The organism is Streptomyces sp. NBC_00820, assembly GCF_036347055.1.
Lineage (GTDB): Bacteria > Actinomycetota > Actinomycetes > Streptomycetales > Streptomycetaceae > Streptomyces.
Genome location: NZ_CP108882.1, coordinates 7303023 through 7329758 on the forward strand (window position 1 = coordinate 7303023; position 26736 = coordinate 7329758).

The 26736-nt window shown below is 71.2% G+C and carries 26 protein-coding genes and 2 pseudogenes; 18 read left to right on the plus strand and 10 right to left on the minus strand.

Annotated elements, in window-relative coordinates; genetic code table 11:
• Positions 1–4 precede the first annotated feature (4 nt).
• Together OIB37_RS32565 and OIB37_RS32570 are read right to left on the minus strand one after the other, a co-directional pair.
• A complete protein-coding gene (locus OIB37_RS32565) occupies positions 5–1246 on the minus strand; it encodes an amidase (protein WP_330461189.1) in 1242 nt (413 codons plus the stop codon).
• Positions 1247–1513: 267 nt separating this feature from the next.
• Positions 1514–2041, minus strand: a complete 528-nt coding sequence (locus tag OIB37_RS32570; RefSeq protein ID WP_330461190.1) for a MarR family winged helix-turn-helix transcriptional regulator — start codon at positions 2039–2041, stop codon at positions 1514–1516.
• Here OIB37_RS32570 and OIB37_RS32575 point away from each other — a divergent pair.
• The 5 genes and pseudogenes from OIB37_RS32575 to OIB37_RS32595 all read left to right on the plus strand — a co-directional run bounded on the left by OIB37_RS32575 (position 2040) and on the right by OIB37_RS32595 (position 8287).
• Positions 2040–3076: pseudogene (locus OIB37_RS32575) on the plus strand (EamA family transporter). The gene OIB37_RS32570 and the pseudogene OIB37_RS32575 overlap by 2 nt on opposite strands.
• Before the next feature lie 614 nt (positions 3077–3690).
• Positions 3691–3780, plus strand: a complete 90-nt coding sequence (gene kdpF / locus OIB37_RS32580) for a K(+)-transporting ATPase subunit F (RefSeq protein ID WP_330461191.1) — start codon at positions 3691–3693, stop codon at positions 3778–3780.
• 8 nt (positions 3781–3788) lie between these two features.
• Positions 3789–5468 (plus strand): potassium-transporting ATPase subunit KdpA, encoded by a 1680-nt coding sequence (gene kdpA, locus OIB37_RS32585; RefSeq protein WP_330461192.1) that lies wholly within the window; start codon positions 3789–3791, stop codon positions 5466–5468.
• Complete coding sequence (gene kdpB, locus OIB37_RS32590) at positions 5465–7594, plus strand: potassium-transporting ATPase subunit KdpB (RefSeq protein ID WP_330461193.1); 2130 nt, start codon at positions 5465–5467, stop codon at positions 7592–7594. Before kdpA ends, kdpB begins: the two co-directional genes overlap by 4 nt.
• A gap of 24 nt (positions 7595–7618) precedes the next feature.
• Positions 7619–8287, plus strand: coding sequence for a potassium-transporting ATPase subunit C (locus OIB37_RS32595; protein WP_330461194.1), 669 nt, complete (start codon positions 7619–7621; stop codon positions 8285–8287).
• Between the two features lie 131 nt (positions 8288–8418).
• Here the strand turns inward: OIB37_RS32595 and OIB37_RS32600 are convergent, their stop codons facing one another.
• Together OIB37_RS32600 and OIB37_RS32605 are read right to left on the minus strand one after the other, a co-directional pair.
• On the minus strand, positions 8419–8802 hold the full coding sequence (locus tag OIB37_RS32600; protein ID WP_330461195.1) for an SRPBCC family protein: 384 nt from the start codon (positions 8800–8802) through the stop codon (positions 8419–8421).
• A gap of 176 nt (positions 8803–8978) precedes the next feature.
• The gene (locus OIB37_RS32605) at positions 8979–9758 is read right to left on the minus strand and encodes a class I SAM-dependent methyltransferase (RefSeq protein WP_330461196.1); all 780 of its coding nucleotides are present in this window, start codon (positions 9756–9758) and stop codon (positions 8979–8981) included.
• Between the two features lie 356 nt (positions 9759–10114).
• Here OIB37_RS32605 and OIB37_RS32610 point away from each other — a divergent pair, with 356 nt between their 5' ends.
• The 4 genes and pseudogenes from OIB37_RS32610 (at position 10115) to OIB37_RS32625 (ending at position 12914) form a co-directional block, all read left to right on the plus strand.
• The gene (locus OIB37_RS32610) at positions 10115–11080 is read left to right on the plus strand and encodes an SDR family NAD(P)-dependent oxidoreductase (RefSeq protein WP_330461197.1); all 966 of its coding nucleotides are present in this window, start codon (positions 10115–10117) and stop codon (positions 11078–11080) included.
• A gap of 54 nt (positions 11081–11134) precedes the next feature.
• Positions 11135–12037, plus strand: a pseudogene (locus OIB37_RS32615) (ABC transporter permease); the annotation flags it as partial.
• Between the two features lie 131 nt (positions 12038–12168).
• Complete coding sequence (locus tag OIB37_RS32620; protein WP_330461198.1) at positions 12169–12651, plus strand: DUF2975 domain-containing protein; 483 nt, start codon at positions 12169–12171, stop codon at positions 12649–12651.
• Positions 12651–12914 (plus strand): helix-turn-helix domain-containing protein, encoded by a 264-nt coding sequence (locus OIB37_RS32625; protein WP_330461199.1) that lies wholly within the window; start codon positions 12651–12653, stop codon positions 12912–12914. Before OIB37_RS32620 ends, OIB37_RS32625 begins: the two co-directional genes overlap by 1 nt.
• A 333-nt stretch (positions 12915–13247) precedes the next feature.
• On the opposite strand, the gene OIB37_RS32630 is transcribed toward OIB37_RS32625, so the two are convergent.
• From OIB37_RS32630 to OIB37_RS32645, 4 genes are all read right to left on the minus strand, one after another.
• Positions 13248–14432 (minus strand): 4-hydroxybenzoate 3-monooxygenase, encoded by a 1185-nt coding sequence (locus tag OIB37_RS32630; protein WP_330461200.1) that lies wholly within the window; start codon positions 14430–14432, stop codon positions 13248–13250.
• A 194-nt stretch (positions 14433–14626) separates the two neighbouring features.
• Positions 14627–15577 (minus strand): LysR family transcriptional regulator, encoded by a 951-nt coding sequence (locus tag OIB37_RS32635; protein ID WP_330461201.1) that lies wholly within the window; start codon positions 15575–15577, stop codon positions 14627–14629.
• Positions 15578–15857: 280 nt separating this feature from the next.
• Positions 15858–16421 carry a TetR/AcrR family transcriptional regulator gene (locus OIB37_RS32640; RefSeq protein ID WP_330461202.1) on the minus strand — a complete coding sequence of 188 codons (564 nt, stop codon included), beginning with the start codon at positions 16419–16421 and terminating at the stop codon, positions 15858–15860.
• A 2-nt stretch (positions 16422–16423) separates the two neighbouring features.
• Positions 16424–17119 (minus strand): type 1 glutamine amidotransferase domain-containing protein, encoded by a 696-nt coding sequence (locus tag OIB37_RS32645; protein ID WP_330461203.1) that lies wholly within the window; start codon positions 17117–17119, stop codon positions 16424–16426.
• 725 nt (positions 17120–17844) lie between these two features.
• Here OIB37_RS32645 and OIB37_RS32650 point away from each other — a divergent pair.
• The 6 genes from OIB37_RS32650 (at position 17845) to infA (ending at position 20802) form a co-directional block, all read left to right on the plus strand.
• A complete protein-coding gene (locus OIB37_RS32650; RefSeq protein ID WP_330461204.1) occupies positions 17845–17976 on the plus strand; it encodes a hypothetical protein in 132 nt (43 codons plus the stop codon).
• Positions 17966–18859 carry a YihY/virulence factor BrkB family protein gene (locus tag OIB37_RS32655; protein ID WP_443058233.1) on the plus strand — a complete coding sequence of 298 codons (894 nt, stop codon included), beginning with the start codon at positions 17966–17968 and terminating at the stop codon, positions 18857–18859. Before OIB37_RS32650 ends, OIB37_RS32655 begins: the two co-directional genes overlap by 11 nt.
• Positions 18860–19067: 208 nt before the next feature.
• Positions 19068–19433, plus strand: coding sequence for a DUF3040 domain-containing protein (locus tag OIB37_RS32660; protein ID WP_330461205.1), 366 nt, complete (start codon positions 19068–19070; stop codon positions 19431–19433).
• A 62-nt stretch (positions 19434–19495) separates the two neighbouring features.
• Positions 19496–19762, plus strand: a complete 267-nt coding sequence (locus tag OIB37_RS32665; protein WP_330461206.1) for a hypothetical protein — start codon at positions 19496–19498, stop codon at positions 19760–19762.
• Between the two features lie 27 nt (positions 19763–19789).
• Complete coding sequence (locus OIB37_RS32670; protein ID WP_330461207.1) at positions 19790–20581, plus strand: GNAT family N-acetyltransferase; 792 nt, start codon at positions 19790–19792, stop codon at positions 20579–20581.
• The gene (gene infA, locus OIB37_RS32675; protein WP_004936508.1) at positions 20578–20802 is read left to right on the plus strand and encodes a translation initiation factor IF-1; all 225 of its coding nucleotides are present in this window, start codon (positions 20578–20580) and stop codon (positions 20800–20802) included. The genes OIB37_RS32670 and infA overlap by 4 nt, the downstream gene beginning before the upstream one ends.
• Positions 20803–21198: 396 nt before the next feature.
• Here infA and OIB37_RS32680 read toward each other — a convergent pair whose 3' ends face one another.
• Positions 21199–21534 (minus strand): antibiotic biosynthesis monooxygenase family protein, encoded by a 336-nt coding sequence (locus OIB37_RS32680; protein WP_330461208.1) that lies wholly within the window; start codon positions 21532–21534, stop codon positions 21199–21201.
• A gap of 279 nt (positions 21535–21813) precedes the next feature.
• On the opposite strand from OIB37_RS32680, the gene OIB37_RS32685 reads away from it, so the two are divergent.
• The 3 genes from OIB37_RS32685 (at position 21814) to OIB37_RS32695 (ending at position 25811) form a co-directional block, all read left to right on the plus strand.
• Positions 21814–22824, plus strand: coding sequence for a questin oxidase family protein (locus OIB37_RS32685; RefSeq protein WP_330461209.1), 1011 nt, complete (start codon positions 21814–21816; stop codon positions 22822–22824).
• A 960-nt stretch (positions 22825–23784) separates the two neighbouring features.
• Positions 23785–24447: a response regulator transcription factor gene (locus tag OIB37_RS32690; RefSeq protein WP_330461210.1), complete on the plus strand. Its 663-nt coding sequence runs from the start codon at positions 23785–23787 to the stop codon at positions 24445–24447.
• The gene (locus tag OIB37_RS32695; protein ID WP_330461211.1) at positions 24444–25811 is read left to right on the plus strand and encodes a sensor histidine kinase; all 1368 of its coding nucleotides are present in this window, start codon (positions 24444–24446) and stop codon (positions 25809–25811) included. The genes OIB37_RS32690 and OIB37_RS32695 overlap by 4 nt, the downstream gene beginning before the upstream one ends.
• On the opposite strand, the gene OIB37_RS32700 is transcribed toward OIB37_RS32695, so the two are convergent.
• Positions 25792–26688, minus strand: a complete 897-nt coding sequence (locus OIB37_RS32700; RefSeq protein WP_330461212.1) for a COG4705 family protein — start codon at positions 26686–26688, stop codon at positions 25792–25794. The two genes, OIB37_RS32695 and OIB37_RS32700, sit on opposite strands and share 20 nt — an antisense overlap.
• Positions 26689–26736 lie beyond the last annotated feature (48 nt).

The window sequence follows — 26736 nt, forward strand, 5'->3', positions numbered from 1 at the left end:
CCGCTCAGCTGACGGGCGGACGGCGACCGGTCCAGGGGTGTGCGAGTTCGAGGGCGCGAGACACCTGGAGCAGAAGGTCCTCCCGCCACGGCGCGGCGACGAGCTGGACGCCGACAGGCAGACCGGTGCTGTCGTCGTGGTGGACGGGGAGCGAGATCGCCGGCTGGCCCGTCACGTTGAACACCGACGTGAACACCCCCATCGGGTAGCTGTTCCGCAGGGCCGCCAGGGGATCGACGTCGGTGCCCGGCCGCCAGGCGCCGACGAGCGGCGGGAGACAGGCCATCGCGGGCGTGACCAGGAGGTCGAAGCCCTCGACGAAGCCCTCGACCACGCGCCGCGACAACTGCTGGGTCTTCCTCACCCCTTGCGCGTAGGACCACGAGTCGATCGAACGTGCCGCAGCGCGCAAGGCACGGTTGTGGGGCTCGACACGGTCCGGGTCCGCGAGTGCGATCCCGCTGCCGCCGACGTTCCAGATGGTCGTGAACGCCGCCACCAGCTCGTCGGCCCGGGGAAGCGGCAGCCGAGTGTCGACGATGTGGTGACCGGCCGATTCGAGCGTCCGGAGCGTGACGGTGACGGCTTCGACGCACGCCGGGTGCACGTGAATCCCCTCGATCGGAGAGTCGGTGAGCGCACCGATCCGCAGCCCGGTCGGCGGGTCCGCCTTCATCGCGGCGGCGAAGGACCCGCGCGGGGCAGGGGGCGACCACCACGCGGCCGGATCGTGACGCGCGAGCACATCGAGGACGGCCGCGGTGTCCGCCACCGTACGGGTGAGCACACCGCTTGTGGCGAGACCTTCCGCGCAGACGGTCGCGTTGGTGACCAGACCGCGGGTGGGCTTGAGCCCGACGAGACCGTTGCACGAGGCGGGGATGCGGATCGACCCGCCGCCGTCCTCGGCGTGGGCGATGGGCGCCATCCCGGCGGCGACGGCAGCGCCCGCCCCGCTCGACGACCCGCCCGGCGTGCGATCCGGGTCCCAGGGGCTGCGCGAGATGCCCAGGGCCTCGCTCTCGGTGAAGGGCAGCGCACCGAACTCGGAGGTGGTGGTCTTGCCGAGCGGGATGAACCCCGCGTCCACGAACCGTCGTACGACCAGGTCCGAAGCCGCGGCAGGCTCATGACCGGCACCGGCGGACCCGTGGGTGGTGGGCCATCCGGCCACGTCGAGCAGGTCCTTGACCGGCAGCGGGACCCCGTGGAACGGCGGGAGGTCCTCGGCCGACCGGGCCCGCATGCCGGTCAAGCTACGCGACATTCGTCCAAGACGCGATGCCGCGTCCGCGACGACACTGACGGCCCGGTGATGCGGGGGACAACGGGGCGGTCATCTCGAAATGATCCTCTCGGTTCGCTGCCGGCCGGCCAACGCGTCCGGAGCGGCTGGTCGAAGTGACTGGTCGAGGCGGCCGATCGAAGCGGCCGGTCGAAGCGGCCGGTCGAAGCGGCCGGTCGAAGCGGCCGTCACGTTTCGGAGTGCCGGCCGGAGTCCGGGGACGGTGGGTCAGTCGCTGCCGGAAGTACGGGGATGCTCCATGCGGGCGAGCCACGTCGTCAGCAGCGTTTCCAGTGCCGCGGCCTCGGGGGGCGTCACCAGATCCAGCAGGCGCCGTTCGTTGCGCATGTGCTCGGTGAACGCCCGGTCGATCAGCTCCAGTCCGGGGCTGGTGAGGGCGATGATGCGGCCTCGTTGGTCGTTGCCGGACCGGCGGCGGGTGACGAGGCCGGCTCGCTCCAGACGATCGATTCTCTTCGTCATCGCACCGGTGGTGACCATGGTGTGCACGGCAAGCTCGCCGGGTGCGCGTTCATACGGCTCGCCCGCGCGTCGCAGGGCGCACAGGACGTCGAACTCGCCCTCGCTCAAGCCGTAGTGGCCGTAGACGAGACGGAGTTCTTCGCCCAGTCGGTCTGCCAGACGATGCAACCGGCCGATCACTCCTTGCGGGGTGACGTCGATGTCGGGTCTCTCGCGGCGCCACTCGGCCTGGATGCGGGCCACGTGGTCCGTCGTCGGTCGCCGTTCTTCCATGACCGACATAATAGCTTCCCGGGAAGCTATATTGCCTTCCGTGGAAGCTGACACGCGTTGGACAGTGCTGACGGCGGTCGCGCCGGTGGCCTGGGGGGCCAACTACTTCGTCACCCGTGAGTTCCTCCCGCCGGACCGCCCGCTGTACGGGGCAGCTCTGCGGGCGCTGCCCGCGGGGCTCGCCCTGCTGGCCCTGCGCCGGCGACGGCCTCGTGGAGTGTGGTGGTGGCGGTCCGCCGTACTGGGACTGCTCAATGTGAGCGTGTTCTTCGTCCTGGTCTATGCCGCCTCCCAACTGCTGCCGACGAGCGTCGCGTCGACGGTCATGGCGGCGTCTCCGCTGGCGATGATGTTCATCGCATGGCCCCTGGTGTCTGAACGGCCCCGGGGCGAGCACGTGTCCGGTGCCGTGATCGGACTCGCCGGTGTGTGCCTCATGTTGCTCACGGGGGCAGGGGCGACAAGCGTGCCGGGGATCCTTGCCTCGGCGGCGGCCGTACTGGTGTCGTCCTTCGGTCACGTCCTCACCAAGCGGTGGAGCGGGGACGCGACCGGCGCCGACATGCTCGCCTTGACCGCCTGGCAGCTCACCGCGGGAGGACTGTTCCTGCTGCCGGTCGCCGCAGTCGTGGAGGGCACTCCGCCCGCGCTCTCCACGCCTGTGTGCGTCGCGTTCTGCTACGTCTCCCTGGTGGCCACCGCGCTGGCCTTCACTGCCTGGTTCACCGGACTGCGGCATCTGCCCGCGGGCACCGTGGGACTGATCGGACTCCTCAACCCATCACCGGCGTACTGCTCGGCACGGTACTCGCCGCAGAGGCGCTGACTGTTCAGCAGGTGTGCGGACTGGGCATGGTCCTCGCGGGCGTCGCCCTGGGACGCCCCAGGCGCGCCGGCCGACGTGCCGGCCGACGTGCCGGCCGAGGTGCCGGTCATCTGGTGTTGGGCAGCGGGAACGGCGGGAACGGCAACTCCTCCCGTCCGAAACGGACTTCCTCCACGGCCTCGAAGGGTCAGTCCTGTCGACTGGAGTGAACGGCCGACAGGGGTGTGTCGACGAGGGCTGCCTGTGGCCGGAGCCGGTCGCAGACTGATCGCCGACGGGGGACGGGCGACTTCCGTGGCATGACGGTGGAGGGGCCGTGACTCCCACGGCCGGAACAGCGCAGGGTCCTCGTACCGAGAGGGAGGGACCGCCGCGACAGCCGACGGCCGCCCCGGCGGGCGGCAGCCCCGGGCCGCGCGGGCGCGGGGGACGCCCACGGGCGATCCGGGTGCCGGGGCCGCGCCCGGGCCGGCGGGACGTGGCCACGCGGGTCGCTCTGCGCCGCCACTTGCGGGCCACGGTGCCAGCGCGGCCGTACCTTCTGCGCGCGGCCACGTTTCCGCTCGCCGCCGCCGCCGCCGCCGCCGCCGTCGCGGCGCCGCTGGGCCCGCGGGTCGTAAGAGCCCCGTCAAGACCGTGGCGGTGGCCGTAAGGGGGCCGTCAACGAGTGGCCGTATCCGGCGGGCCAGGCGGTTTCCTTTAATCGTCCCTGTTTCGCACCCGAACCTCTTCAGGAGTTCACGATGGCCGATCTGGCCTTCGTCGTCATCACGCTCGCGGGCTTCGCGTTGGTGGCCCTTGTCGCCAAGGGGGTGACGAAGCTGTGACCGCCGAGAACATCGTCGGCCTCGCGGTGGCTGTCGCCCTGCTGGGCTATCTCGTCCTCGCCCTCGTCTTCCCGGAGAGGTTCTGAGAGCGGATATGGGTCCCGTACTCGCAGGCTTCCTCCAGCTGCTCGCCCTGACAGGCGCGCTGGCGCTCGCCTACGTACCCGTCGGCACCTGCATGGCCCGGGTCTACTCCTCGAAGAAGCACCTGCGGGTGGAGAGGTGGATCTACAAGGGCATCGGTGCCGACCCCGATGCCGAGATGACCTGGCCCGCCTACCTGCGTGGTGTCCTCGCCTTCTCGGCCGTCGGTGTCGTCTTCCTCTACCTGCTCCAGCGGCTCCAGGGCGTCCTGCCCGGCTCGATGGGCTTCGCCTCGGTCGACCCGGCGCAGTCGTTCGACACGGCCGTCTCCTTCGTGACGAACACGAACTGGCAGTCGTACTACGGCGAGCAGACCATGGGGCACGTCGTACAGACCGCCGGCCTGGCCGTGCAGAACTTCGTCTCCGCGGCCGTCGGTATCGCCGTCGCCGTGGCGCTGGTGCGGGGCTTCGCTCGCTCGCGTACCGGTGAACTGGGTAACTTCTGGGCCGACCTGGTGCGGGGCACCGTACGGATCCTGGTGCCGGGCGCCGTGATCGCCGCGGTGATCCTGGTCGCGTGCGGCGCCATCCAGAACTTCTCCGGCATTCATGAGGTCGGGCAATTCCTGAATGGGCACAGCGTGGGCGGCTCGCAGCAGTGGAACGGCGGTGCGGTCGCCTCGCAGGAGGCCATCAAGGAGCTGGGCACCAACGGCGGCGGCTACTTCAACGCCAACAGCGCCCACCCGTTCGAGAACCCGACGCCCTTCACCAACCTCTTCGAGATCTTCCTGATCCTCGTCATCCCCTTCTCGCTGACCCGCACCTTCGGTGTGATGGTCGGCTCGGTGAAGCAGGGGTACGCGATCCTCGCGACGATGTTCACGATCTGGCTCGGCTTCGTCGTCCTGATGATGTGGACCGAGTTCGCCCACCACGGCCCGGCGCTCCAGGCGGCCGGCGGCGCGATGGAGGGCAAGGAGACCCGCTTCGGGGTCGGCGCTTCCTCGATCTTCGCCGTCTCCACGACCCTCACCTCGACCGGCGCGGTGGACTCCTTCCACTCGTCCTTCACCGGACTGGGCGGCGGCATCACGCTGCTGGGCATGATGCTGGGCGAGATCGCGCCCGGCGGCACCGGCTCCGGCCTCTACGGCATGCTGATCATGGCCGTGATCGCGGTGTTCATCGCCGGTCTGATGGTCGGCCGCACGCCCGAGTACCTGGGCAAGAAGATCGGCGCCCGCGAGATGAAGCTCGCCGCCTGCTACATCCTGGTCACCCCGGCGCTGGTGCTCGTCCTCACGGCCGCCTCCATGGCTCTGCCGACCCCGCCGCACTCCATGCTCAACTCCGGCGCGCACGGCTTCTCCGAGGTGCTGTACGCCTTCACCTCCGCGGCGAACAACAACGGCTCGGCCTTCGCCGGACTGAACGCGAACACCGACTGGTTCAACACCATGACCGGACTCGCGATGCTGCTCGGCCGGTTCCTGCCGATGGTGTTCGTCCTGGCGCTGGCCGGCTCGCTCGCCGGGCAGCGGCCCGTCCCGGTCACGGCCGGCACCCTGCGCACCGAGAAGCCGCTCTTCACCGGCCTGTTGACCGGCGCGATCCTGATCATCACCGGTCTGACGTACTTCCCGGCCCTGGCACTGGGCCCGCTCGCCGAGGGGCTGGCGTCATGACCACCCGAACGGAAGACCACGAGGACTCGATGTCCACAGCCACTCCCGCCCGGGCGCCGCACAGCGACGTACCCACCGGGCACAAGCCCGCCGAAGGACGCGTCGGCGCGGGCCTGTTCGACCCGGCGCAGCTGATCAGGTCGCTGCCGGACGCCTTCCGGAAGCTCGACCCGCGGGTGATGGTCAAGTCGCCCGTGATGTTCGTGGTGTGGATCGGTTCCGTCCTGACCACCGTGTTCTCCTTCAAGGACCCCGGCGACTGGTTCGGCTGGGGCATCAGCGCCTGGCTGTGGCTCACCGTGATCTTCGCCAACCTGGCGGAGGCGGTCGCCGAGGGCCGCGGAAAGGCCCAGGCGGACACCCTGCGCAGGGCCAAGACCGACACGGTCGCCCGGCGTCTGGCGGGCGACACCGAGGAGCGGGTGCCCGGCACCGAGCTGAGGATCGGCGACCTCGTGGTCTGCGAGGCCGGCGACGTCATCCCGGGCGACGGCGACGTCGTCGAGGGAGTCGCCTCGGTCGACGAGTCCGCGATCACCGGTGAGTCGGCGCCCGTCATCCGCGAGTCCGGCGGCGACCGCTCCGCCGTGACGGGCGGCACGAAGGTGCTGTCCGACCGGATCGTCGTCCAGGTCACGACGAGGCCCGGCGAGACCTTCATCGACCGGATGATCAGCCTCGTCGAGGGCGCGGCGCGGCAGAAGACGCCGAACGAGATCGCCCTGAACATCCTGCTGGCGTCCCTGACGATCGTGTTCCTGCTGGCGTGTGCCACGCTGCCGCCGTTCGCGGACTACGCGGGCACCCACCTGACCATGGTCGTGCTGGTGGCCCTGCTGGTCTGCCTGATACCCACGACGATCGGCGCGCTGCTCTCCGCGATCGGCATCGCCGGCATGGACCGCCTGGTCCAGCGCAACGTCCTGGCCATGTCCGGCCGCGCGGTCGAGGCCGCCGGCGACGTCTCCACCCTGCTGCTGGACAAGACCGGCACCATCACCCTCGGCAACCGCCAGGCCTCGGAGTTCGTACCCGTACGCGGCACCACCGAGGCCGAGGTCGCCGACGCCGCCCAGCTGTCCTCGCTCGCCGACGAGACTCCCGAGGGCCGCTCCATCGTCGTCCTGGCGAAGGAGAGGTACGGGCTGCGCGAACGCCACCAGGGCGAACTGGCCGGCGCCGAGTGGATCGCCTTCACCGCCCAGACCCGCATGTCCGGCGTGGACGTGGACGGCCGCAGGATCCGCAAGGGCGCGGCAGGTTCGGTCATCGCCTGGGTCGAGGAGCGCGGCGGCACGGTGGCCGGGGACGTGGACCAGGTCGCCGACCGCATGGCCGAGGCCGGTGGCACCCCGCTGCTCGTCGCCGTCGAGGACGCGGACGGTGCGCGAGTCCTCGGGGTGATCCACCTCAAGGACATCGTCAAGGACGGCATGCGGGAGCGCTTCGAGGAGCTGCGCCGCATGGGCATCCGAACGGTCATGATCACCGGCGACAATCCGCTGACCGCCAAGGCGATCGCCGAGGAGGCGGGCGTCGACGACTTCCTCGCCGAGGCCACCCCCGAGGACAAGATGGCTCTCATCAAGCGGGAACAGGCCGGCGGCAAGCTCGTCGCGATGACCGGCGACGGCACCAACGACGCGCCCGCGCTGGCCCAGGCGGACGTCGGCGTCGCGATGAACACGGGGACGTCGGCCGCCAAGGAGGCCGGCAACATGGTCGACCTCGACTCCAACCCGACCAAGCTCATCGAGATAGTCGAGATCGGCAAGCAACTCCTCATCACACGAGGAGCGTTGACGACCTTCTCCATCGCCAACGACGTGGCGAAGTACTTCGCGATCATTCCGGCGCTGTTCGCGGCGGTCTACCCGGGCCTGGACAAGCTCAACATCATGCGCCTGTCCTCGCCCGACTCCGCGATCCTCTCCGCCGTCGTCTTCAACGCGCTGATCATCATCGCCCTGGTGCCGCTGTCCCTGAAGGGCGTGCGGTACAAGCCGGTCAGCGCCGACAAGTTGCTCCGCCGCAACCTCGGCATCTACGGCGTCGGCGGCCTGATCGCCCCCTTCGTCGGCATCAAGATCATCGACCTGCTCATCTCCCTCATCCCCGGGCTGTAATTCCCTGAAAGCGTGCTGAACGCCATGAACAACTCCGTAACGAACACGGCCCGGTTGCTCGGGGCGGGCCTGCGCGCCCTCCTCGTGCTGACCCTCGTGACCGGCGTCGTCTACCCGCTGGCCGTCACCGGCATCGCCCAGGGGCTGTTCCGCGACAAGGCGAACGGCTCCGAGATCACGGCGGACGGCCACGTCGTCGGCTCGTCCCTGATCGGGCAGCCGTACGACCTGCCGCTGAAGAAGGGGCAGCAGACCCCGGACCCGGACCTGAAGTGGTTCCAGGGCCGCCCGGCCAACGGCCTCGGCGCCAACAGCGTCAACACGCGGTACAAGCTGATCCTGTCCGGTGCCACCAACCTCGCCGCCGACAACAAGGACCTGCTCCAGCAGATCGAGGACGCCAAGGCCGCCGTCGTCAAGGACAACTCGGTGCCCGGCTACACGGTCAGGCCCTCCCAAGTGCCCGCCGACGCCGTCACCTCCTCCGGCTCCGGCCTCGACCCTGCCATCTCCCCGCGGTACGCGGACCTCCAGGTGCACCGTGTGGCCGCGCGCAACGGCCTGTCCGTCGCCCAGGTGGAGAAGCTCGTCGACGGCCACACCGAGGGCCGCACCCTCGGCTTCATGGGGGAGCCCCGAGTGAACGTCCTGGAGCTCAACATCGCGCTCAGGGACCTCGTGGCGACGCGCTGACGGGATGACGCGATATACGTGGGAGTCGGCCGGCCGGGAGTCACCCCGGTTCCGTCGGCTCCCGCCGGCCGTGCTGCCGGCTCCCGCCGGCCGTGCCGCCGGCGAGGAGCGGACGGTGGGGCCGCGCTGTTTCAGACCCGGGTGAGCCGGTGCAGCGCCCAGTCGACCATGGGGGCGTAGAGCAGAGGCACCGGACCGGCCGCCGTCAGCTCCACGACAACCCGTGTGCCTGTTCCGTGCGGCGTGAGCGTGTGCCCCACCCTCACGGGGATGCCCAGGAACACGAGCTGCCAGGTCCAGGTCCCCTTCGGCTCGTCGACCTCCGTGACCAGGAAGCGGCCGCGCAGCACACCCGCCACCAGGACCACACCTCGCGCGCCCGGCCGGATCCGGTCGCCCTCCGTCTCGACGGCGCGCAGGTGCGGGGCCCAGTGAGCCCATCGGCCGTACTGTGCGTACCGCTCCCAGACCACACCGGGCGCTGCCGGGCCCTCGACCGTGACGGTGTGCCGCATGACTGTCCTCCCAGCGGTGTCGGCACCAATCTAGGGCGGCACGCGGAGATACGCGCGGCGGGTGGACCGTCCACGAGCACGGCTGCCGCCACGGAAGCCGGCATCGCTGTAGACGCCACGGCGACGCCCGATTCAAACGTGCGGGGGAGGGGGGACTCGGCTATCGGCGTGCCGCTTCACAGCCGCCGGACGCGCAGCACGCCGGTCAGCATCGGGAGGGTGAACTCGCCGCGGGCGGTCTCCGGTCTGCTCGCGAGGAAGGCGCGGATCCGGTCCAGCGCGGCCTCTTGTTCCTGGTCCGCCATGACCAGCATTCCCGCGCGCGTCGCGAGGGTCGCCACGAGGGAGTCGGCGGTGCGGCGCTGGCCGTGCGGGAACTCGGCCTGTTCCGGCGAGCCGAACCGGGCGGCCGCGCCAGTCTTCGGAAGGTGCGCGTCGGCCGTCTCGGCGCGCCAACTGGCCGGCGTGTCACGCGGGCCTACGGCAGCGCTCCCGCCGACCCGCGCGAGCCCGGCAACCCACTCGACATCGTCGTCCATGACGTTCCACAGGCCGGCCAGGACCCCGCTGGGTGCCAGAACCCTGGCGATCTCGGGTCCCGCGACGGACATGTCGAACCAATGCATGGCGTTGCCGGCCAGCACGGCATCGACGGATGCGTCCGGCAGTGGTATCGCCTCGGCACTACCCGACAGGGCACGGACACCCGGCAGGGAGCGGCGCAGCTCGGCCAGCATCGCCGGGTCGGGCTCGACCGCGATGACTTCGGCGCCCAGTGCGACCAGCGTGGCGGTCAGCTTGCCGGTTCCGGCGCCGAGGTCGAGGACACGTGGGCCGGGCGCGGGTTCGAGCGCCCAGTGCACCGCGGCCTGCGCGTAGTCCGGACGGTGCTCGGCGTATGCGGACGCCGCCGCGCCGAACGACGAGGCGTGAAGGAGCCGTTCGTAGCGATCCACACGCGTACGCTAGCGGCGCTGCCGCCGCTCATCCACCCCGCGTCACCGCTTTCCCGCGTCACCGCTTTCCTGCTTCAACGCCTCACCGCATCGGTGTTGGCCACCCGAGTGACCTCGGCGCCGTCCTCCGATCCGCACGGTGGAGCCGGAAGAGGTGGTCGCAAACACCGAAGCCCTCGGCGGGCCCTCGCGGGTAGTGCCACCGCCGGCCCCGACGGGGGCGGCACGCGCAGCCGTCGTACGCGCTCACACGCTCGTACGGCCGGGTGACGCAGGCCGGGCCTACTCGATTCCGGGAGCCGTTCCCGGAAGTCCCGCTTGACTTCGAGCGCACTCGAATCCGTAGCGTTCCGGGTATGAGTACTTCTGCACAGCACAAGATCGGTTCGGGTTTCGGCGCCGACAGCACCGCCGACGACGTCCTGCGGGGCATCGACCTCACCGGCAAGCTCGCGATCGTCACCGGCGGCTACTCGGGCCTCGGCCTGGAGACCACCCGTGCACTGACCAAGGCGGGCGCCCACGTCGTCGTCCCGGCCCGGCGCCCCGACACGGCCCGCGAGGCGCTGGCCGGACTCGACGGAGTCGAGGTGGACGAGCTCGACCTCGGTGACCTGGACAGCGTGCGCGGCTTCGCAGAGCGGTTCCTGGCCTCCGGACGCACCATCGACTTCCTGATCGACAACGCCGGCATCATGGCCTGCCCGGAGACCAGGGTCGGGCCCGGCTGGGAGGCGCAGTTCGCCACCAACCACCTCGGCCACTTCGCCCTCGTCAACCGCCTGTGGCCGGCGCTCGCGCCCGGCGGCGCCCGTGTCGTCTCCGTGTCCTCCCGCGGCCACCACCTCTCGCCCATCCGCTGGGACGACGTCCAGTGGACCGAGGGCTACGACAAGTGGAAGGCGTACGGCCAGGCCAAGACGGCGAACGCGCTGTTCGCCCTCCACCTCGACACCCTGGGCCGGGACGCCGGTGTCCGCGCCTTCTCGCTCCACCCGGGCGGCATCATGACCCCGCTCCAGCGGCACCTGCCCAAGGAGGAGATGGTCGAGCGCGGCTGGATCGACGAGCAGGGCAACCCGCTGAACCCCGCGGGCTTCAAGACCCCGGAGCAGGGCGCGGCCACCCAGGTCTGGGCAGCCACCTCGCCGGGACTCGACGGCCTGGGCGGCCTGTACCTGGAGGACTGCGACGTCGCCGAGCCCGCTCCCGCGGACGGGACATGGGGCGGCGTGAAGGACTGGGCGACCGACCCCGAGCAGGCGGCCCGCCTCTGGACGCTGTCCGCCGAGCTGACGGGCGTGAACGCGTTCGCCGGCTAGGACCTGGCACAACGCGGACGCCCGCAACCCCGACGTACGGGCCGCCCAGCGCAGGCTGCGGTGCGGCGGCTTCGGTCCGTGTCCGGCGCCGAGATCTCCGCGAGTTCGTCGAGCGCCGTGTACGTCCTGGAGGACGGTGTGGCGCTCATCAGGTCCGATGCCAGGGCCGTCGAGCCGGAACCGCTCGCGGCGACGGCCCGTCTCCCGCTCGCCGCAGGGAAGGTGAGCGACCTGGACGACGACTCGATCATCGTCAACGAGGAGTGGGAGAAGCACACCGTGGGCGAGCGGGTGGACGTGTGGCTCGGCGACGGGACGAGGAAGTCCCTGAAGATCGCCGCGGTCATGACCATCGGCACCGGCGACAACGGCGTCTACGTCACCCCGCGCAACGCCCCCACGGCGCCCGTCGACCGGGTCGACGTACGCCTCGCGGGCGGTGCCGACGCGGGCGCCGTGGCCGCCGGTCTGCGCGACGCGGTACGGGCGTCGGGCGGGGAGGTCCACACCAGGGACGCCTGGGTGCGGGCGACGTACCCCGAGACCGACCGGACGACCCGGATGGGCTTCTTCCTGGTCCTTGGGATCGCCCTCCTCTACACCGGCATCTCGCTGGCCAACACGATGGTCATGGCGACCTCCGACCGGGTCCGCGAGTTCGCTGTGCTGCGGCTGGCCGGCGCCACCAGGTGGCAGGTGTTGCGGCTGGTGGGTGCCGAGGCGCTGATGGTGGTCGTGGTCGGCGGGCTGCTGGGAGCGCTGGTCGCCGGGCTCGACCTGGCGGGCATGTGGAGCGCGCTGGGCCTGCTCTCGGTGCGGACGTCCATCGAGATCCCGTGGGCGACGCTCGCGGCGGCCATGGGCGCCTGCGCGGTGCTCGCCGTGATCTCGGCGGTCGTTCCCGCCGGACTTGCCCTGCGCCGCAGGGCGGTGGAGGTGGCGCGCACACCGGAGTGACCTTTCCGACCCGGGCGCCGGCACGGCGTCCCGCCGCGGTGTGCAACGGCCGCGTACCCCGCTGTCCCCGCTCTTGCCTCACCTATCGAGATTCGATAGATTCCAATCGTTGTTCGATAGAAGGAAGAGTCATGGGGAAACTGACAGTGCATGCGCTGCGCGCCGTGCTCGTGGTGATGCTCGCCGGCATGGTGTTCGTACAGGCGTTGATGGTGTGGGCGTTGGCCACCGATCCGGAGGACGGGACGACGCTCCCGCTGACCCCGCTCCGCGTGATCGTGATCCTGGGCGCCGTGACGGTCCAGGTCGTCCAGGTCTGCGTATGGCGGCTGGTGGCGATGGTGCAGCGCGGAACCGTCTTCTCCCATGCCGCCTTCCGCTACGTGGACGTAGTGATCGGCGCGGTCATGGCGGCCGCCCTCCTGCTGTTCTCGATCCTTCTGGTGGCGGGCCCGGTGATGGAGCCGCCCGGGATCCTCTTCGTCGGCGGGGCCGGCGTGGCGGTCCTGGGCGTTGTGCTCATCGTGCTCGTGCTGCGGATGCTGCTCGCCCAGGCCGTGGCACGCGACGCCGAGGCGGCCCACATGAAGGCCGAGTTGGACGAGGTGATCTGATGCCGATCGCCGTCGACATCGACGTGATGCTGGCCAGGCGGAAGATGTCCGTGGGCGAGCTGGCGGACCGCGTGGGGATCACCCCCGCCAACCTCGCCGTGCTCAAGAACGGCCGCGCCAAGGCGGTGCGCTTCGCGACCCTCGCCGCACTCTGCGAGGTGCTCGAGTGCCAGCCGGGCGACCTGCTGCGCTGGGAGGCCGAGGCCGAGGCCGCGGGCGAGGCCGCGGGCGAGGCCGAGGGTGAGTCCGCCGCGGGCGGATGACCTTGCCCGAGGGTCAGGGCTTCGGCGCAGCCCTGACCGGTGGTGGCAGGGCCTGGGTGTAGTCGCTCGGTGCCCGGTTCGAGGCGAGCCGGGGTGTCCGTGAAAGCGGTGGCCCCGCCCGGGGCGGTGGATCGCGCGGAGCGGTCCAGGCGCCGAGCGCGGTCCGCGCCGGCCCCGGGCGTTCGGCGGGGCTGTGCGGATCAGGCGGTGAGGTACTTCCGGAAGAAGTCCACCAGCTTCGTGACGACCGTGGGCACGTACTCCTCCCTGTCGTAGAGGCCGATGTGGGGTGCCGGGTGGACCGTCGGGCCACCTCCAACGCCCCGGACCCCGTCAGGCGAGCCCTGCCATCAGCTCGGCGAAGGCACCGGCCGAGGCGGAGGAGCGGCAGAGGCGGTCCAGCCGTGCTCGTGCCAGTCTGCGACGGAAGGGGCCGGCGGCCGAATCGTCGCCGGAGTCGTGGAGCATCTCGGTCATCCAGCGCGAGAACTCCTGATAGTTCCAGGTGCGGTCCAGGCACGTCCTGGAGTAGGCGTCCAGGCCCGACTCGTCCGCGTGGTCGACGAAGTCGCGGATGGCGCGGACGAGCACCTCGGCGTCGTAGAGGGCGAGGTTCATCCCCTTGCCGCCCACGGGGGACACCACGTGGGCGGCGTCACCGGCCAGGAGGAGCCTGCCGTAGCGCATCGGCTCGTGGACGACGCTGCGCAGCGGGAACACCTCCTTCTCGGTGACCGGCCCGGCCGTCAGGCCCTCGTCGCCCAGCCGGGTCCGCAGCGTCCGCCATATCCGGTCGTCGGGCCAGGCGTCCTCACGGTCGCCGGGGAGGCACTGGAGGTAGAAACGGCTCGCGCGGGGGCCGCGCGCGAAGTGTCCGGCGAAGCCGTCATGGCTGATCGCCATCAACGGGTGGGGCGGGGGCGGCACTTCGGCGAGCACGGTCAGCCACGAGATGCCGTGGTCGAACGGGTAGGCCGTGAGTTCGCCCTCGGGCACCGAGGCCCGGCTGACGCCTCGGTCGCCGTCGCACCCGGCCACGAAATCGCACGCGATCTCGTGCGTGACCCCGTCGGTGTCGCGGTAGCGGACCACCGGGCGCTCTCCGTCGAGCCCCTCCAGGGTGATGTCGGACGCCTCGAAGCGCAGGTCGCCGCCATCGTCGAGGAACGCCGCCGTCAAGTTGGCGACGAGCACCTGCTGGGGGCACAGCAGCGGCCGGGGGCCGTCATCGGCTCCGTACCGCAGCAGGCGGGACCGGCCGTCCACCCGGATCTCCAGGCTGTCGTCGGACGGCGCGCCGCCCAGGACGCGAGCGCCCAGCCCCCACTCCTGGAACATGCCCACAGCGCGCGTCTCGACGATGCCGGCTCGCTGCCGCCGCTCCACGTGGGCGCGGGACCGCCGTTCCAGCACGACGCACGGGACACCGACGCGGAGGAGCAGATTGGCCACGGTCAGACCGGCCGGCCCGGCCCCCACGACCACCACGGGGGTGCTCTCTCGCACCAGTTGTCCCACGTCGGCTCCCTCCGCGCGCTGACCAAGCTCCGGCCCCAACTTACGGCAGTGGCAGGGCTGTCGGGAGGATCAGTGCCGGCCTTCTGCTGGCAGGAGCCAGGGCGCCGGGACGTGGTCGGTGCGGGGGCGCGGGTGTCGCACAATCCGTTGCCGCTACTGCTGTCCGCGCCGGCGCACAGGACCACGCCCAACTGTCACCAAGTGCGGCCCGCGTCGATCAGCGCGTCGCGGACTCGGGTGACGTCGGGGTTGTCCGGGCGGCCGGGGCGTTGGACGAGATAGCCGGTGTTGATGGGCGGGTCGTCGGGTTCGTGCAGGAGGACGAGGGCACCGGAGGCGAGTTCGGCCTGGCAGAGATAGCGCGGCAGGACCGTGAAGCCCGCTCCCGCGGTGACCGCCGCGAGGACTCCACGCAGGTCGGGGACGGTGACGGCGGCGGGGCAGGACAGCCGGGCGCCGAAGACGTGGCGCCAGTAGCGGCGCGCGATCGGCACGTCCTCGGCGTACGTGACCAGGGGGACGGTGTGCAGCGCCCCCGGACCTTCCTCGGCAAGACGTTCCTTGACGCGGTCGGCCCAGACCGGGGCGGCCACGAGGACGAACTCCTCGTCCATCAGCGGTACGGCGACCAGGGTCCGCCCGCGTGGGCGGAAGGTGGCGATGGCCAGGTCGTGGCGGCCGGCGCGCAGCTCCTCGAGGAGGGGGGCGGTCAGACCCGGTGCGACCCGCAGTCGTACGCCTTCGGCGACCAGTGGGGCGAGGGCGGGCAGAACCCGCGTACAGAGGAGTTCGGCGGGGCCGGCCAAGTGGACGGGCAGCGCCCGTACGCCAGGTGAGTCGTCGTGCCCGCTCGCGGCGGCGAGCGCGTCGAGAGGGGCGGCGACGCGGGCCGCGAGGTCGTGGGCGACGGGCGTCGGGGCGACGCCGCGCGGCAGGCGTTCGAACAGTTCGCGGCCCGTCTGGCGCTCCAGGGAACGGATCTGAGCGGTCACCGTGGACTGCGAGAGTCCCAGGGGCCCGGCGGCAGCCGTGAAGGAACCGGAGCGGTAGACCTCCAGGAAGGTGCGCAGCAGGTTCAGGTCCGACAGGGGAGCGGTGCCGGAGGGCGACACCGGTGCCGCGTCGCCGGAGTTCGTAGGTGCCACGCGGGAAGCGTATCCATTCTCCTGCGGCCGGGCGTGGTGGGGCGGGGTGGGGAGTGGCGGGGCCGGCCTGGACGGGGGGACCGGTCCGCGTGAGCTGTTCCCGCGCGTGGTCCGCGTGACCGGTCCGCGTAAGCCGTTCCCGCGCGTGGTCCGCGTGACCGGTCCGCGTAAGCCGTTCCCGTGAGTCGTGCCGCGTAAGCCGTTCCGTTGAGGGGCCGCGTGACTGGTCCGCCGAGGCGATCCCCGTGCGTGAGTCAGGGGCCGAGCGCACGGGGGACGATCAGCGGCCCGCGTCGAACGGAGTGCTCAGGAGGCCGGCCAGCAGCGCCTGCGTGGCGGGGCGGAGGAGACGTTCGCCGTCGGTGACGGATTCGAGACCGGTCACCAGGGCGAGGCAGATGTCCGCGGCCTCGGCGGGCTCCACACCGACGGTGGTACCCGCTTCCCGGAAGAGGCCGATGAGCAGCCGGCGCAGGTCGCCGGTGAAGGCGGTGCAGATCCCGCCGAACAACCGAGCCTTGTGGTCGATGAGTTCGGTGGTGTGCGGGGACGCGCCGTTCAGTTCGAGGACGAGTCCCAGCTTGGCGGCGAGGACGCCCTGGACGCGCTCGGCGTGGGGGAGTTCCTCGGCCGCCGCCCGCCGGGCCCGCTCCAGGGCCTGGTCGTGCAGGCGGGCGGCGAGCCGGCGGCAGGCGTCGTCCTTGCCGCGGACGTACTGGTAGACCGCGGACCGGGACACGCCCATGGTGGTGGCGATGTCGTCCATCGTGGTGCGCCGTACGCCGTACCGGGTGAGGCAGTCGTAGGTGGCGTCGAGGACCTCTTCGAGCCGGTCCGCACTCATGGTCAGGCCAGCTTCTTGAGGACCTCGGCCGCGAGCGGGGCGGAGGAGGCCGGGTTCTGGCCGGTGACGAGGTTGCGGTCGACGACCACGTTCGGGGCCCACGGCTCGCCCACCTGGACGTCGACGCCCGCCTCGACGAGCCGGTTCTCCAGCAGCCACTTGGCCTTGTCGGCGAAGCCGGCCTGGGTCTCCTCGGCGTTGGTGAAGGCGGCGACCTTGTAGCCGGCGAAGGCGTTCGAGCCGTCGGCGTGCGTGGCGGCGAGGAGCGCGGCCGGCGCGTGGCAGACGATCGCGAGCGGCTTGCCGGAGCCGAGGACGTCGACGAGGAGCTTGCCGGAGGTCTCGTTCACGGCGAGGTCCTCCATCGGGCCGTGGCCGCCGGGGTAGAAGACGGCGTCGTGGTCGGCCGGGTTCACGTCCTCCAGCCGGACCGGGTTCTCGAGCTCGGAGAAGGTGGCGAGAGCGGCGGCGATCCTGTCGGCGCCCTCCTGACCGCCGTTGACCTCGGGGGCCAGGCTGCCCTTGTCCACGGTGGGTACGACGCCGCCGGGGGTGGCGACGACGATCTCGTGGCCGGCGGCCTTGAACGCCTCGTAGGGCGCGACGGCCTCTTCGGCCCAGAAGCCGGTGGGGTGCTCGGTGCCGTCCGCGAGCGTCCAGTGGTCGGCGCCGGTCATCACGAAGAGGATCTTCGACATGGTCTCACTCCAAAGGGGCGGGCCTGCGGCCCGGGGATGGGGAACACGCACTCCGACGTTCTGCGAACGCTGACGCTTCGGATCCAGATCGTCAGTGCGGCGATGTCCTCGAACGTAGACCCGCCGCCGAGGCATGACCAATGGAGAAACCGATGCCCGGCATCGGCAATCCGATGGATCGGCGGGGAATAGTCACCGACCACCCGTTGACCGGGCCCGACCTGCGGTGATGCCCACTTCCCCGGGCGGGCGGCGCCGCGGAGGCGGGAGGTGTGCCGGCCGGGTCACACGACGCCGGTCACCGTGACGGTGACGTGTGCCGTCTCGGCGGCCTGGGCGTCGGCCAGGTACAGGGTGACGGCGGTCCGGTCGGTGATGTGTACGTCGACGCGCACGATCCTCGGTCCGAGGTTCCTGTCGGCCGTTCCTGAGCACCCGGCGTGCCCGAATCACCCCCGAGCAGGCCGCCCGCTGGACATCCGCGCGGACGCGGTCGGCCGGGGCGGGCAGGTCCGGTGTGGTGCCGGCGTTCGCGGGATTGCTTCGGCGGCTTCGGCGCCTTCGGGTCGTTCGTGCCCGTCCACGACCGCCCGCCGCCCGCCGCCCGCCGCCCGCCGCCCGTCACCGGCACGCGCGTCCGCCCACGCCGGTCACCGGCACGCGCGCCCGCCCACGCCGGTCACCGGCACGTGCGCCCGGCCCCGCGCGTGTGGTTGGCTCCGGACGTGCCCCCCGATGCTGTGACCGAATCCCTGAAGAACATCCTGACCGAAGCCGATCACCTGCTCGCCCCGTACGCTCTGGACGTCCGCGTCCGCTTCAGCAGCCGTCCCCACGGGATGTCGCGTGTCCGCTGACTCCCGCACGCCCGAGTGCGACAGCACCCGCCACGCCCTGACCGGCCCCGCACGTACCTGGTGGTCCGCCCTGCGCAGGACGCCCGTGACGATGTGGAACGATGACATCACCGACTACGCGGCCGCACTCACCTACTACGCCATCCTGACGGTCCTGCCGGCCCTGCTCGTCACCGTGCTCGCCTTCGGGCTGATCAGCCCGGGCACCGCCCAGGAGTTCGTCGCCCGCGTCACCCACTACGCCCCCGCCCAGTCCGGTCCCGAACTGCACGACGCGCTCGCCCGCATGGTCCCGCGACGCTCCACGGCCTGGACCCTGCTCACCGGCGGCTTCGCCAGCGCACTGTGGTCGGCGTGCAGTTACCTCGCCGTCTTCCGCCGCGCGCTGCACCACATGTACCGCATCCCCGACCGCCGCTCCCCGTGGCGCACGGCCCACCGCATCGTCGGAACAGCGCTCGTCCTGCTCGCGCTGCTGCTTGTCAGCGCCCTGGTGCTGATGCTGAGCGGACCCGTCGTCGAGGCGATCGGACGGCTGCTGCACGCGGACGGCAGCGTGCCGCTGGTCTGGGGCCTCATCCGCTGGCCGCTGCTGACATCGCTGGTGGCCGTACTCGTGGTCGTCGTCTTCCACACGGGTCCGCCACCGGCCCGCCGGCGCGGCCACAGCCTGCCCGGCGGCGCCCTGGCCGCCGCCCTGTGGCTGATCGTCTCCGCGGGCTTCGCCGTGTACGCGTCCCTGCTCGGCACCTACAGCCGCCTGTACGGCTCACTCGCCGGCGTCGTCGTCTTCCTCATCTGGCTCTGGCTGTCCAACCTCGCGCTGCTGGCCGGAGCGCAGTTCACCGCCGAGCTCCACAAGGCGGAAAGTTCACGGACATGAGCCGACCGGGACCAGACCACCCGCAGGTGGCGCGGTGTCACCACACGGCATGAATGGCACAGGGGCCCGGACCGGGAGGATTCAGGCGTCTGCGATGCATCCAAGGCTGCCGGCCAAGGGGAAGGCAAAGATGTATGACCTTGGACTCCGGTCAGCGGGACGGCCGGCGCGTGGACCGGCGGAGCCGGAGAAGGAGAAGGTGCTTGCCGTGAACGAGATCCACCTCTCCGTCCGAGAACGCCGCATACTCGCGGAGATGGAGGAGACGCTGGGCAGCGACGCGGCACTTGCCCGGCGAATTCGCGCCCAGCAGCTCATGTGGATCACCCCACCGATCGTCCGACGGGTACGACGACCCTCGCTCGTGTTCACGGTGATGGGACTCGCCGTGGTCACGTTCACTCTGATCGCCTGCGGCTTCGCCTTCGCGTGCCCGGCTCTGTTCTGGGGGTCCTCCGTCACGTGGGTCATCGCTCTCGCTGCTCTGGCCGTGCTGACTTTCCGCAGGATCCGACCCTGGACGGTCCCGCAGGGCGGCGCATGGGTCCGACTGTCGGACCGCGGTGCCGATTGATTCCATGTGAAGTTCGCGCGCGTGCCGCTGAGGAGCGCCTGGCAACTCCTCCCGCTGGAGCTGTGGTCACGACCGCCGCCGACGTCGACGACGCCACCCAGAGCCTCGATTCCGCCGACGCCACCCAGACCATCGACCCCGTCGACGGCATCCCGCCCGACATCGGCTCGGGGAAATGGTTTGAGCGAGGCGGCGCCCCGCTGCTACTTTCGCGGTGGACCGTGAAATCGTCGTATGGAGGTGAGCCCCGTGAACACAGTTACCCGTGGGTGCTCCCTCGATCCGTCACGGTCCGGCGGCTGACGTTCGGTGTCGCCAGGAGCGCCTGAGATCGAGGCACTCCGAAGGAGACTCCGATGAACACGAAGCCTTTCAGATCTGGCCTGAGCGAGAACGCGGTAGTGATCACGCGCGTCGCGGACAGGCAATGGCACGCACTGGATGACGACTTGGTGGTCGGCCGCGGGCATGCGGAGCACCGGCCCGACGGACGCCTGTTCGTCAGCATCGACGCCTGGCACGATGCCGCCTTCGACCGGCTCGCCGAGGCGATGCTGGCCGAGCTGCCGGCACCGCTGTACACGGTGGTCGACGAAGCCGACGCCGAGCTGACGGCCTGTTGGCAGCGGGCCGGGTTCACCGTCCGGCGCCGCGAGTGGGAGTACGTCGTACCGACCGATCCGCGGGTCACCGGGCTCGAAGCGGTGCAGCCGCCTTCCGGCGTGACGATCGTGCCGGCCGGTCAGGCGGACGAGAGTCTGCTGCGGGCGGTGGACCGCACGATCCGTGACGAGGTCGAGGCGACCGTCGGGTGGCAGTCGATGCCCGCGGAGGTGATTGCCCGCCCCGAAGGCGACACCATCGTCGACCCGTCGAAGTACGCGGTGGCCGCGGCGCCGGACCGCTACCTGGGGCTGATCCGGGTGGTGACGGTGAGGCGGCCGCGGATCGGGCTGGTCGCGGTCCGGGCCGACGAGCAGCGCCGCGGCATCGCGCGGGCGCTGCTGGCCCACGCGCTGGGGACGCTGCACCGCTCCGGGTTCGCCGTGGCCTCGGTCGAAGTCCACGAGTCCAACCAGGCGGCCTCGGCGCTGTTCGCGGGCATCGGCGCCCGGCCGATGAGCAGCAACCTGGAGCTGGTGCGATGACGAAGAACAAGAACGTCATCGAGGTCGAGGGCAAGGTCGTCGAGTGCCTGCGCAGCGCCATGTTCACCGTGGAGCTCGAGAACGGCCACCAGGTGCTCGCGCACATCAGCGGGAAGATCCGCAAGCACTACATCAAGATCATGCTGGAGGACCGGGTGCTGGTGGAGCTCCCGCCGTACGACCTGACGCGCGGCCGGATCGTGTTCCGGTACCGGAACTAGCGGCGGTCGGTGCCATCCGCGGCAGCTGATCCTGGGGCCCCGGTCACGGCGTTTTCGCGACCGGGGCTCTCGGGCACTGCCGGGACCGGATCGAACCGGTTGAGTACGACGACCCGCGCACGCCCGCACACGCCCGCGCATGCCCGCCCCGACTGCCCGGCCGCCCGACCCGCCCGACCCGCCCGACCCGCCCGATCCGACCCGCTCCGACCGCTCGGCGGCCGACGGTCGTGGCCGGGAAGGGCGGTGACCGCTGATGTCACCGAGGCCGAGCGCCACCGGCATCGGGCGGCTGTTCGCGACAAGGCCTGACGTCGATGGAGGCAGACGTCGATGGAGACAGGCGTCATGGAGGCAGACGTCATGGAGACGTCCCCGGGCCCGAGCGACGCCGCATCACCCCCGCGAGTGCGTCGACCGTACGTGGAAGAGGCGGGGCTGCACGTCCGTGGCGATCTTGGCTGCCTCGTCCATGTGGACACGGGCCTCGGGATTGAGGAGCATCGCCCGGTACTGCTCTTCGGTCTCCCACTGCGCGTAGTTGAGCACGCGTTCGCCGTCCAGGGAGGCGTGGAAGTTGGCGCAGACGAAGCCCGGCTGATGCTTCATCGTCTCCTCGGTGGCGCGGGTGAGGAGGTCGATGAGTTCCTCCTGGCGTTCCGGGGCGACGGTGAAGACGTTGATGAGCGTGGCCACCGGGCGCGTGCTGTCGATGTGTGCCGTAACAGTCATGGAGTCATGGCTCCCCTTACGGACTGAGCGCGTTGCCTGTGCCGGGCCGCATTCCCTCTATCGGATGCCCCAGCGCGCAGGGGGCCGTACATCCCCTGTCTCTGCGTCTTCATCGCGCGTGATTCGACGCAGCAGTCCGGGCGCCCGTACTGCTGTGCCGATCGCACCTCGCCGCCAACTTCATCTGGTCCGCGAGATGTTCCGAGACAAACGGCCTAGGTCGCGACCTACGTCTCCGGACCGTTACGCCGTCACGGCGCCCCGCCTAGTGTCCTCGCCATGGATACGACAGGGACTCTCGACGAAGCGCTCCAGCGACTGCATGCCTCGGGACCCGAACGGCTCGGGCGGCTCACCAACCACGCGCCGATGGCCGTCGAGGCCCTCGCCGTACACGGGCAGGCCCGCTCCGTGCACCGCTGGCTCGACCTGTACGCACGCAAGCTCGAGGAGTTCCCGCCCGGCGTCGAGCCGATCACCTCCGCCGACTGGCGCTCCGCGCTCGGGGACCCGCGCCGCGCCGCCGACTGGATCGGCTGGTTCGGGCGCGAGCTCGCCGAACGGCCCTGGCGCGAGGTGCTCGCCCTGTGGTGGCCCCGGCTCCTGCCCGGCCTCTACGGCGGCTCGACGCACCCCGTGATCCGGGTGGGCCACGCCGTGCGTACCCTGCTGGCCGGCGACAGCACCGAACCCCGGCTGGCCGAACTCGCCCACGGCCTCGGCTACTGGGCCGCCCGCCACCACCCCGTCGCCGGCCTCGCCGGACTGCCCGGCGCCGACAGTGCGGCCGCCGCCCTGGACGCGGTGACGCCCATCGCCGTACGGGACGGCGGGTTCCCCGACCGGCTCGGGCGTGTCACGGGCCTGCCCGTCTGGGCGGACACGGTCACGGACCCGGACGACGCGCACCGCCGCCTCTCCGAACTCGTGCGGGCGGCCACCCACCGGTACGCCACTCACGGCCACGGCGAGGAGACGATGCTGGTCCACGCGGCCACGGCCCCCAACGCCGTCCTGCGCACGCTGCCCGCGCTCCCGCGGAGCCTGTGGGTACCGAGCCTGAGGGCCGCCTGGACGGCCTCCGCCGCGGTGACCGCGATGTACGCACCCGACGCCCCGGTCGCGTACACCCCGTCGGGCACCTTCACCCCCGAAGAGGTCTTCGAAAGGGCCCTGGCGCACGGCGACGAACACGTCATCAAGCTGACCGACACGGCCCTCGACATCGGCGACGACGCGGCCCTGGCCGCGGCTCTGCGCTCCATCGAACTGAGCGAGCCGCTGAGGTAGCCGAGACGGGCGGGGCCGCCAGCAACTCCTGTTGGAAGCCCACACCCGCGTTCAACAACATGCTGAGGACCCGCCAGGCTGCGGCGTCTTGCCGCCGGGGCGCCGCGAACGCCGACCCCACGCGGCGTCGGCCAGACTCGAGCAGCACAGGACCAGCAGCAGCGCGCCCGCCACGAAGGGCGTGCTGCGGTGCGCGGGAGGTGGGGTCAGCAGGGCCCGTACCGGCTGGGAGACTGCCCCTCCTGTCACCGAGAGTGCTGCGAGGCGCGGCTTTCCGGCGGATGCCAGGGCTGCCCGCCGACCGCGCGAGCGGCGATCGTCCGGTCGCCGGCCTGTGATGGCGCCTCCTCGTCTGCCCAGCGCTCCAGGATGAAGCTGCTGAGCGACCACGGGTGGCGGGACGACATCTACGGGTCCCCCTTCGATCGGAACCGCATCTCGCCCGCCGATCGTCTACAGTGAAGTAGACGGTCTACTGTTCTGCAGTCGGATGATGCCGTCCACACACTGGCCTCCACACTCACTGACCTCCATTCACTGGCCTCCACGCACTGGCCTCCACGCACTGACCCAGCCCGACAGCATGGAAGGTTCCGCCCGACTGATGGAGTTGGTCCACCGGGTCCGGCCGCCGCAGGCGGACTGGGCGACGCACGCCTGCGGCTGGGCGTTCCCCTCGGGGCGCGGCGGTCACGGGTGTCCTCACCGTCGGACCGCTCGTTGTCGCGTTGTCCCTGTGGGCTCGGAGCGGTGCGACCCCGCTGGGGCCGGCAACCGGCTGTCGGGGTGTGCCGGTCGGGCTGGGCAGCTCCTGTCTCGGGGTGGACCGGATCACCGGTCGCGTCGCCAGTGGGTCGTCCGCCGCCGGGTGGCCGGAGTGTGTCCGCGGGTGGCGGCCCGGTGGCTGCCCAGTTCGTTCGTCGCGGGCACGGAACCCGGCCCGAGGACCGAGGGAGGACCGTGCGCCCCGAGATCCTGATCGTCGAGGACGACCACGCGCTGCGGGACGTGCTGCGTCGTGGTCTGTCCGACGAGGGCTTCGCCCCCGTTCCCGCCGTCGACGGGGCGACCGCCCTGCGGCTGGCCACCGCCGACATCGCGGCAGCCGTGCTGGACATCGGGCTGCCCGACGCCGACGGTCGCGACGTCTGCCAGGCCATGCGGGCGAACGGCTTCCGCGCCCCGGTCATCTTCCTCACCGCCCGGCATCAGCTCACCGACCGGCTGTCGGGGTTCTCCGCCGGAGGCGACGACTACCTCCCCAAGCCGTTCCACCTGGCCGAGCTCGTCGCCCGGCTACGGGCGGCACTCAAGCGAAGCCCCTCGCGATCCGCCCCCACCACCGGTGATCTGACCCTGGACGGCGTGGGTCACAGCGTGACCGTCCAGGGTGCTCCGGTCGCCCTGACCCCCACGGAATTCCGGCTGCTGGCCACACTCGTCGCCGCCGACCGCACCCTCGTGCCCCGCCGGGACCTGGTCCGTGCGGGGTGGCCCGAAGGTGCGCAGGTCAGTGACAACACCCTGGACCAGTACCTGAGCCGGCTGCGGCGCAAGCTGCGCGAGGCCGGCAGCGGCCTGGCCATCAGCACGGCGCGCGGCCTCGGACACCGCCTGTCATGAAGGCACTCCTGCATCGCGTCGCCCCGCGCACGCTGAGCGGACGGCTCTCCCTGGTGGCGCTCACCACGGCCGCGCTGCTGATGACGGTCCTGACCGTGGTGTTCAACGCCGTGATGAACCGGCACCTGCAGCACCAGGCGGACGACGAACTCCACAGCAGGGCGGCCGCCGTCGCCACGACCGTCGACACCAGCGGCCCCCGGGCGCACGTCCTGGAGACCGTCAACGACCGGCTCCTCGACACGAACGTGTGGATCTACGCGGGTGGCCGGCTCCTGGAGAGACCCCCGGCCGCCGCACCCGGCAGTCCGCCGGCCCGGGCCGCCGACCGGCTGGCCGCGCAGCGGAAGCCCGGCTGCGCGACCACGCGCGGTCAGCACGCCTTCCGGCTGTGCTCGCTGGCCGTGCCGGGTGCGCACGCCGCCACCGTCGTCACCGCCCTGGACCTCGGCCCGTACCGGAACACTGCCGACACCCTCCTGCTGGGGTCGCTGGTCCTGGACGGCGTGATGCTCGCGTGCACCTACGTCCTCACCCGGCTGTCCGTGGGCCGGGCGTTGCGCCCGGTGCGAAGCATGACCGACCAGGCCACTCAGCGAAGTGCCGTGGGCTCCGACGACCGTTTCGGCGCGGAGGACCATCCGGCCGAACTCGCCCGTCTGGGCAGCTCGCTGGACGCGCTCCTGGACCGCATACGCAGTGCCCTGCGGCACGAACAGCAGTTGACCGGGGAGCTGTCCCACGAACTGCGCACCCCGCTCACCCGGATCATCATCGAACTCGACTGGTGGCGGGCCCGCCCCCGCTCCGCCGAGGAGACGCGCGCCACTCACGAGGTGATCGCCGAGGCGGCCCGGTCCATGCGTACGATCTGCGACACCCTCCTCGACGACGCCCGCGACAACGCGCTCAACCCGGCGACCGTCCCGGGAACGACCGACGTACCACCCGCCCTGGACCGCATCGCCCAGAGCCTCGACGGGCAGTCCCCGGTCAGGACCACGGTGGAGTGCGGAGCCCCGGAGCTGGAGGCGGGAGTCGCCCCCGCTCTCTTCGAACGCATCGTCAGCCCTCTGCTCACCAACGCCGTCCGCCACGCCCGGTCCACCGTGACGCTGTCCGCACGCCGTGCGCCCGGTGCCGTGCTGATCGACATCGTCGACGACGGCTCCGGCGTACCGCGGGCGTTCATCGGCGAACTGTTCCAGCCCGGCCGGCGCGCCGAGCCGGATGACGGACACGACGGCGCGGGCCTGGGCCTGCCGCTCGCACGGCGGCTGGCCCGCGCCGTCGGCGGCGAGGTGTCCTACGACGCCGGACACACGCCCGGTGCCAGATTCACGATCAGTCTGCCCACCGGCTGAGCTGTTCCCGCTCCGCCCGGACGGTCGCGCCGCGGTGTTCCCGTACCTGGGCGCAGGCCATCAGGACGAACAGGATGACGAGGAGGACCGCGGAGGAACCCATGGTGCCCAGGTCGAGTCCACCCTTGGCGACGGGCTTGGTGAGGAAGTCGCCGGCGGTCGCGCCGAGCGGACGGGTGAGCACGAACGCGATCCAGAACAGCAGCACGTTCGGCACCGCGGGAACCCTCATCAGCGCGGCGAGCACGGCGAGAACCCCGGTCACCAGCAGTGCGCCCCCCGCGTAGCCGAGACCGGAGCTGTCGGACAGGAAGTCTCCCATCGACGTTCCGAGGGTGTTGGACACCAGGATCGCGGCCCAGAACAGGGCCTCGCCGCGGAAGCTGACGATGTCACGGATCTGGAACGTCATCCCGCTCAGCTTCCAGACCGCGAAGATCGCCAGCAGGAACGAGACCAGGATCGCGGCTCCGACGGGGTAGCCCAGGCCGAGGCCCTGCGGACCCCAGCCGAGGGACGTGGCGCCGCCCGAGAGGTACTTGGCGCCGGCGTCGCGGTTCATGAAGTCGGACATCGTGGTGCCGGCCATGCTGGTCGACAGAATCACCGTCCAGTAGATGAACGGGTTGTAGCGGCCGGAGCGAAGCTGGACCACCAAGGTCACCACGAAGACCGCGAACAGAACGATCGTGGTGAGGAAGTAGCCGAGCTTCAGGGTCTGTGCGAACAGGTCGCCCGCCGTCTCGCCCAGAGTCGTCGCGGCGATCTTCATGATCCAGAAGATCAGGGTGACTTCGGGCAGCTTCTTCATCACCGACCTGGTCGTCTTCGACGTGCTCGCCACGTCGAGGTCGGTGAGAACCTCGGGTTTGTCCATCGTGACCGCTCCTGTGTGGTGGAACGACAAAGCGCCCGCCCCGAAACA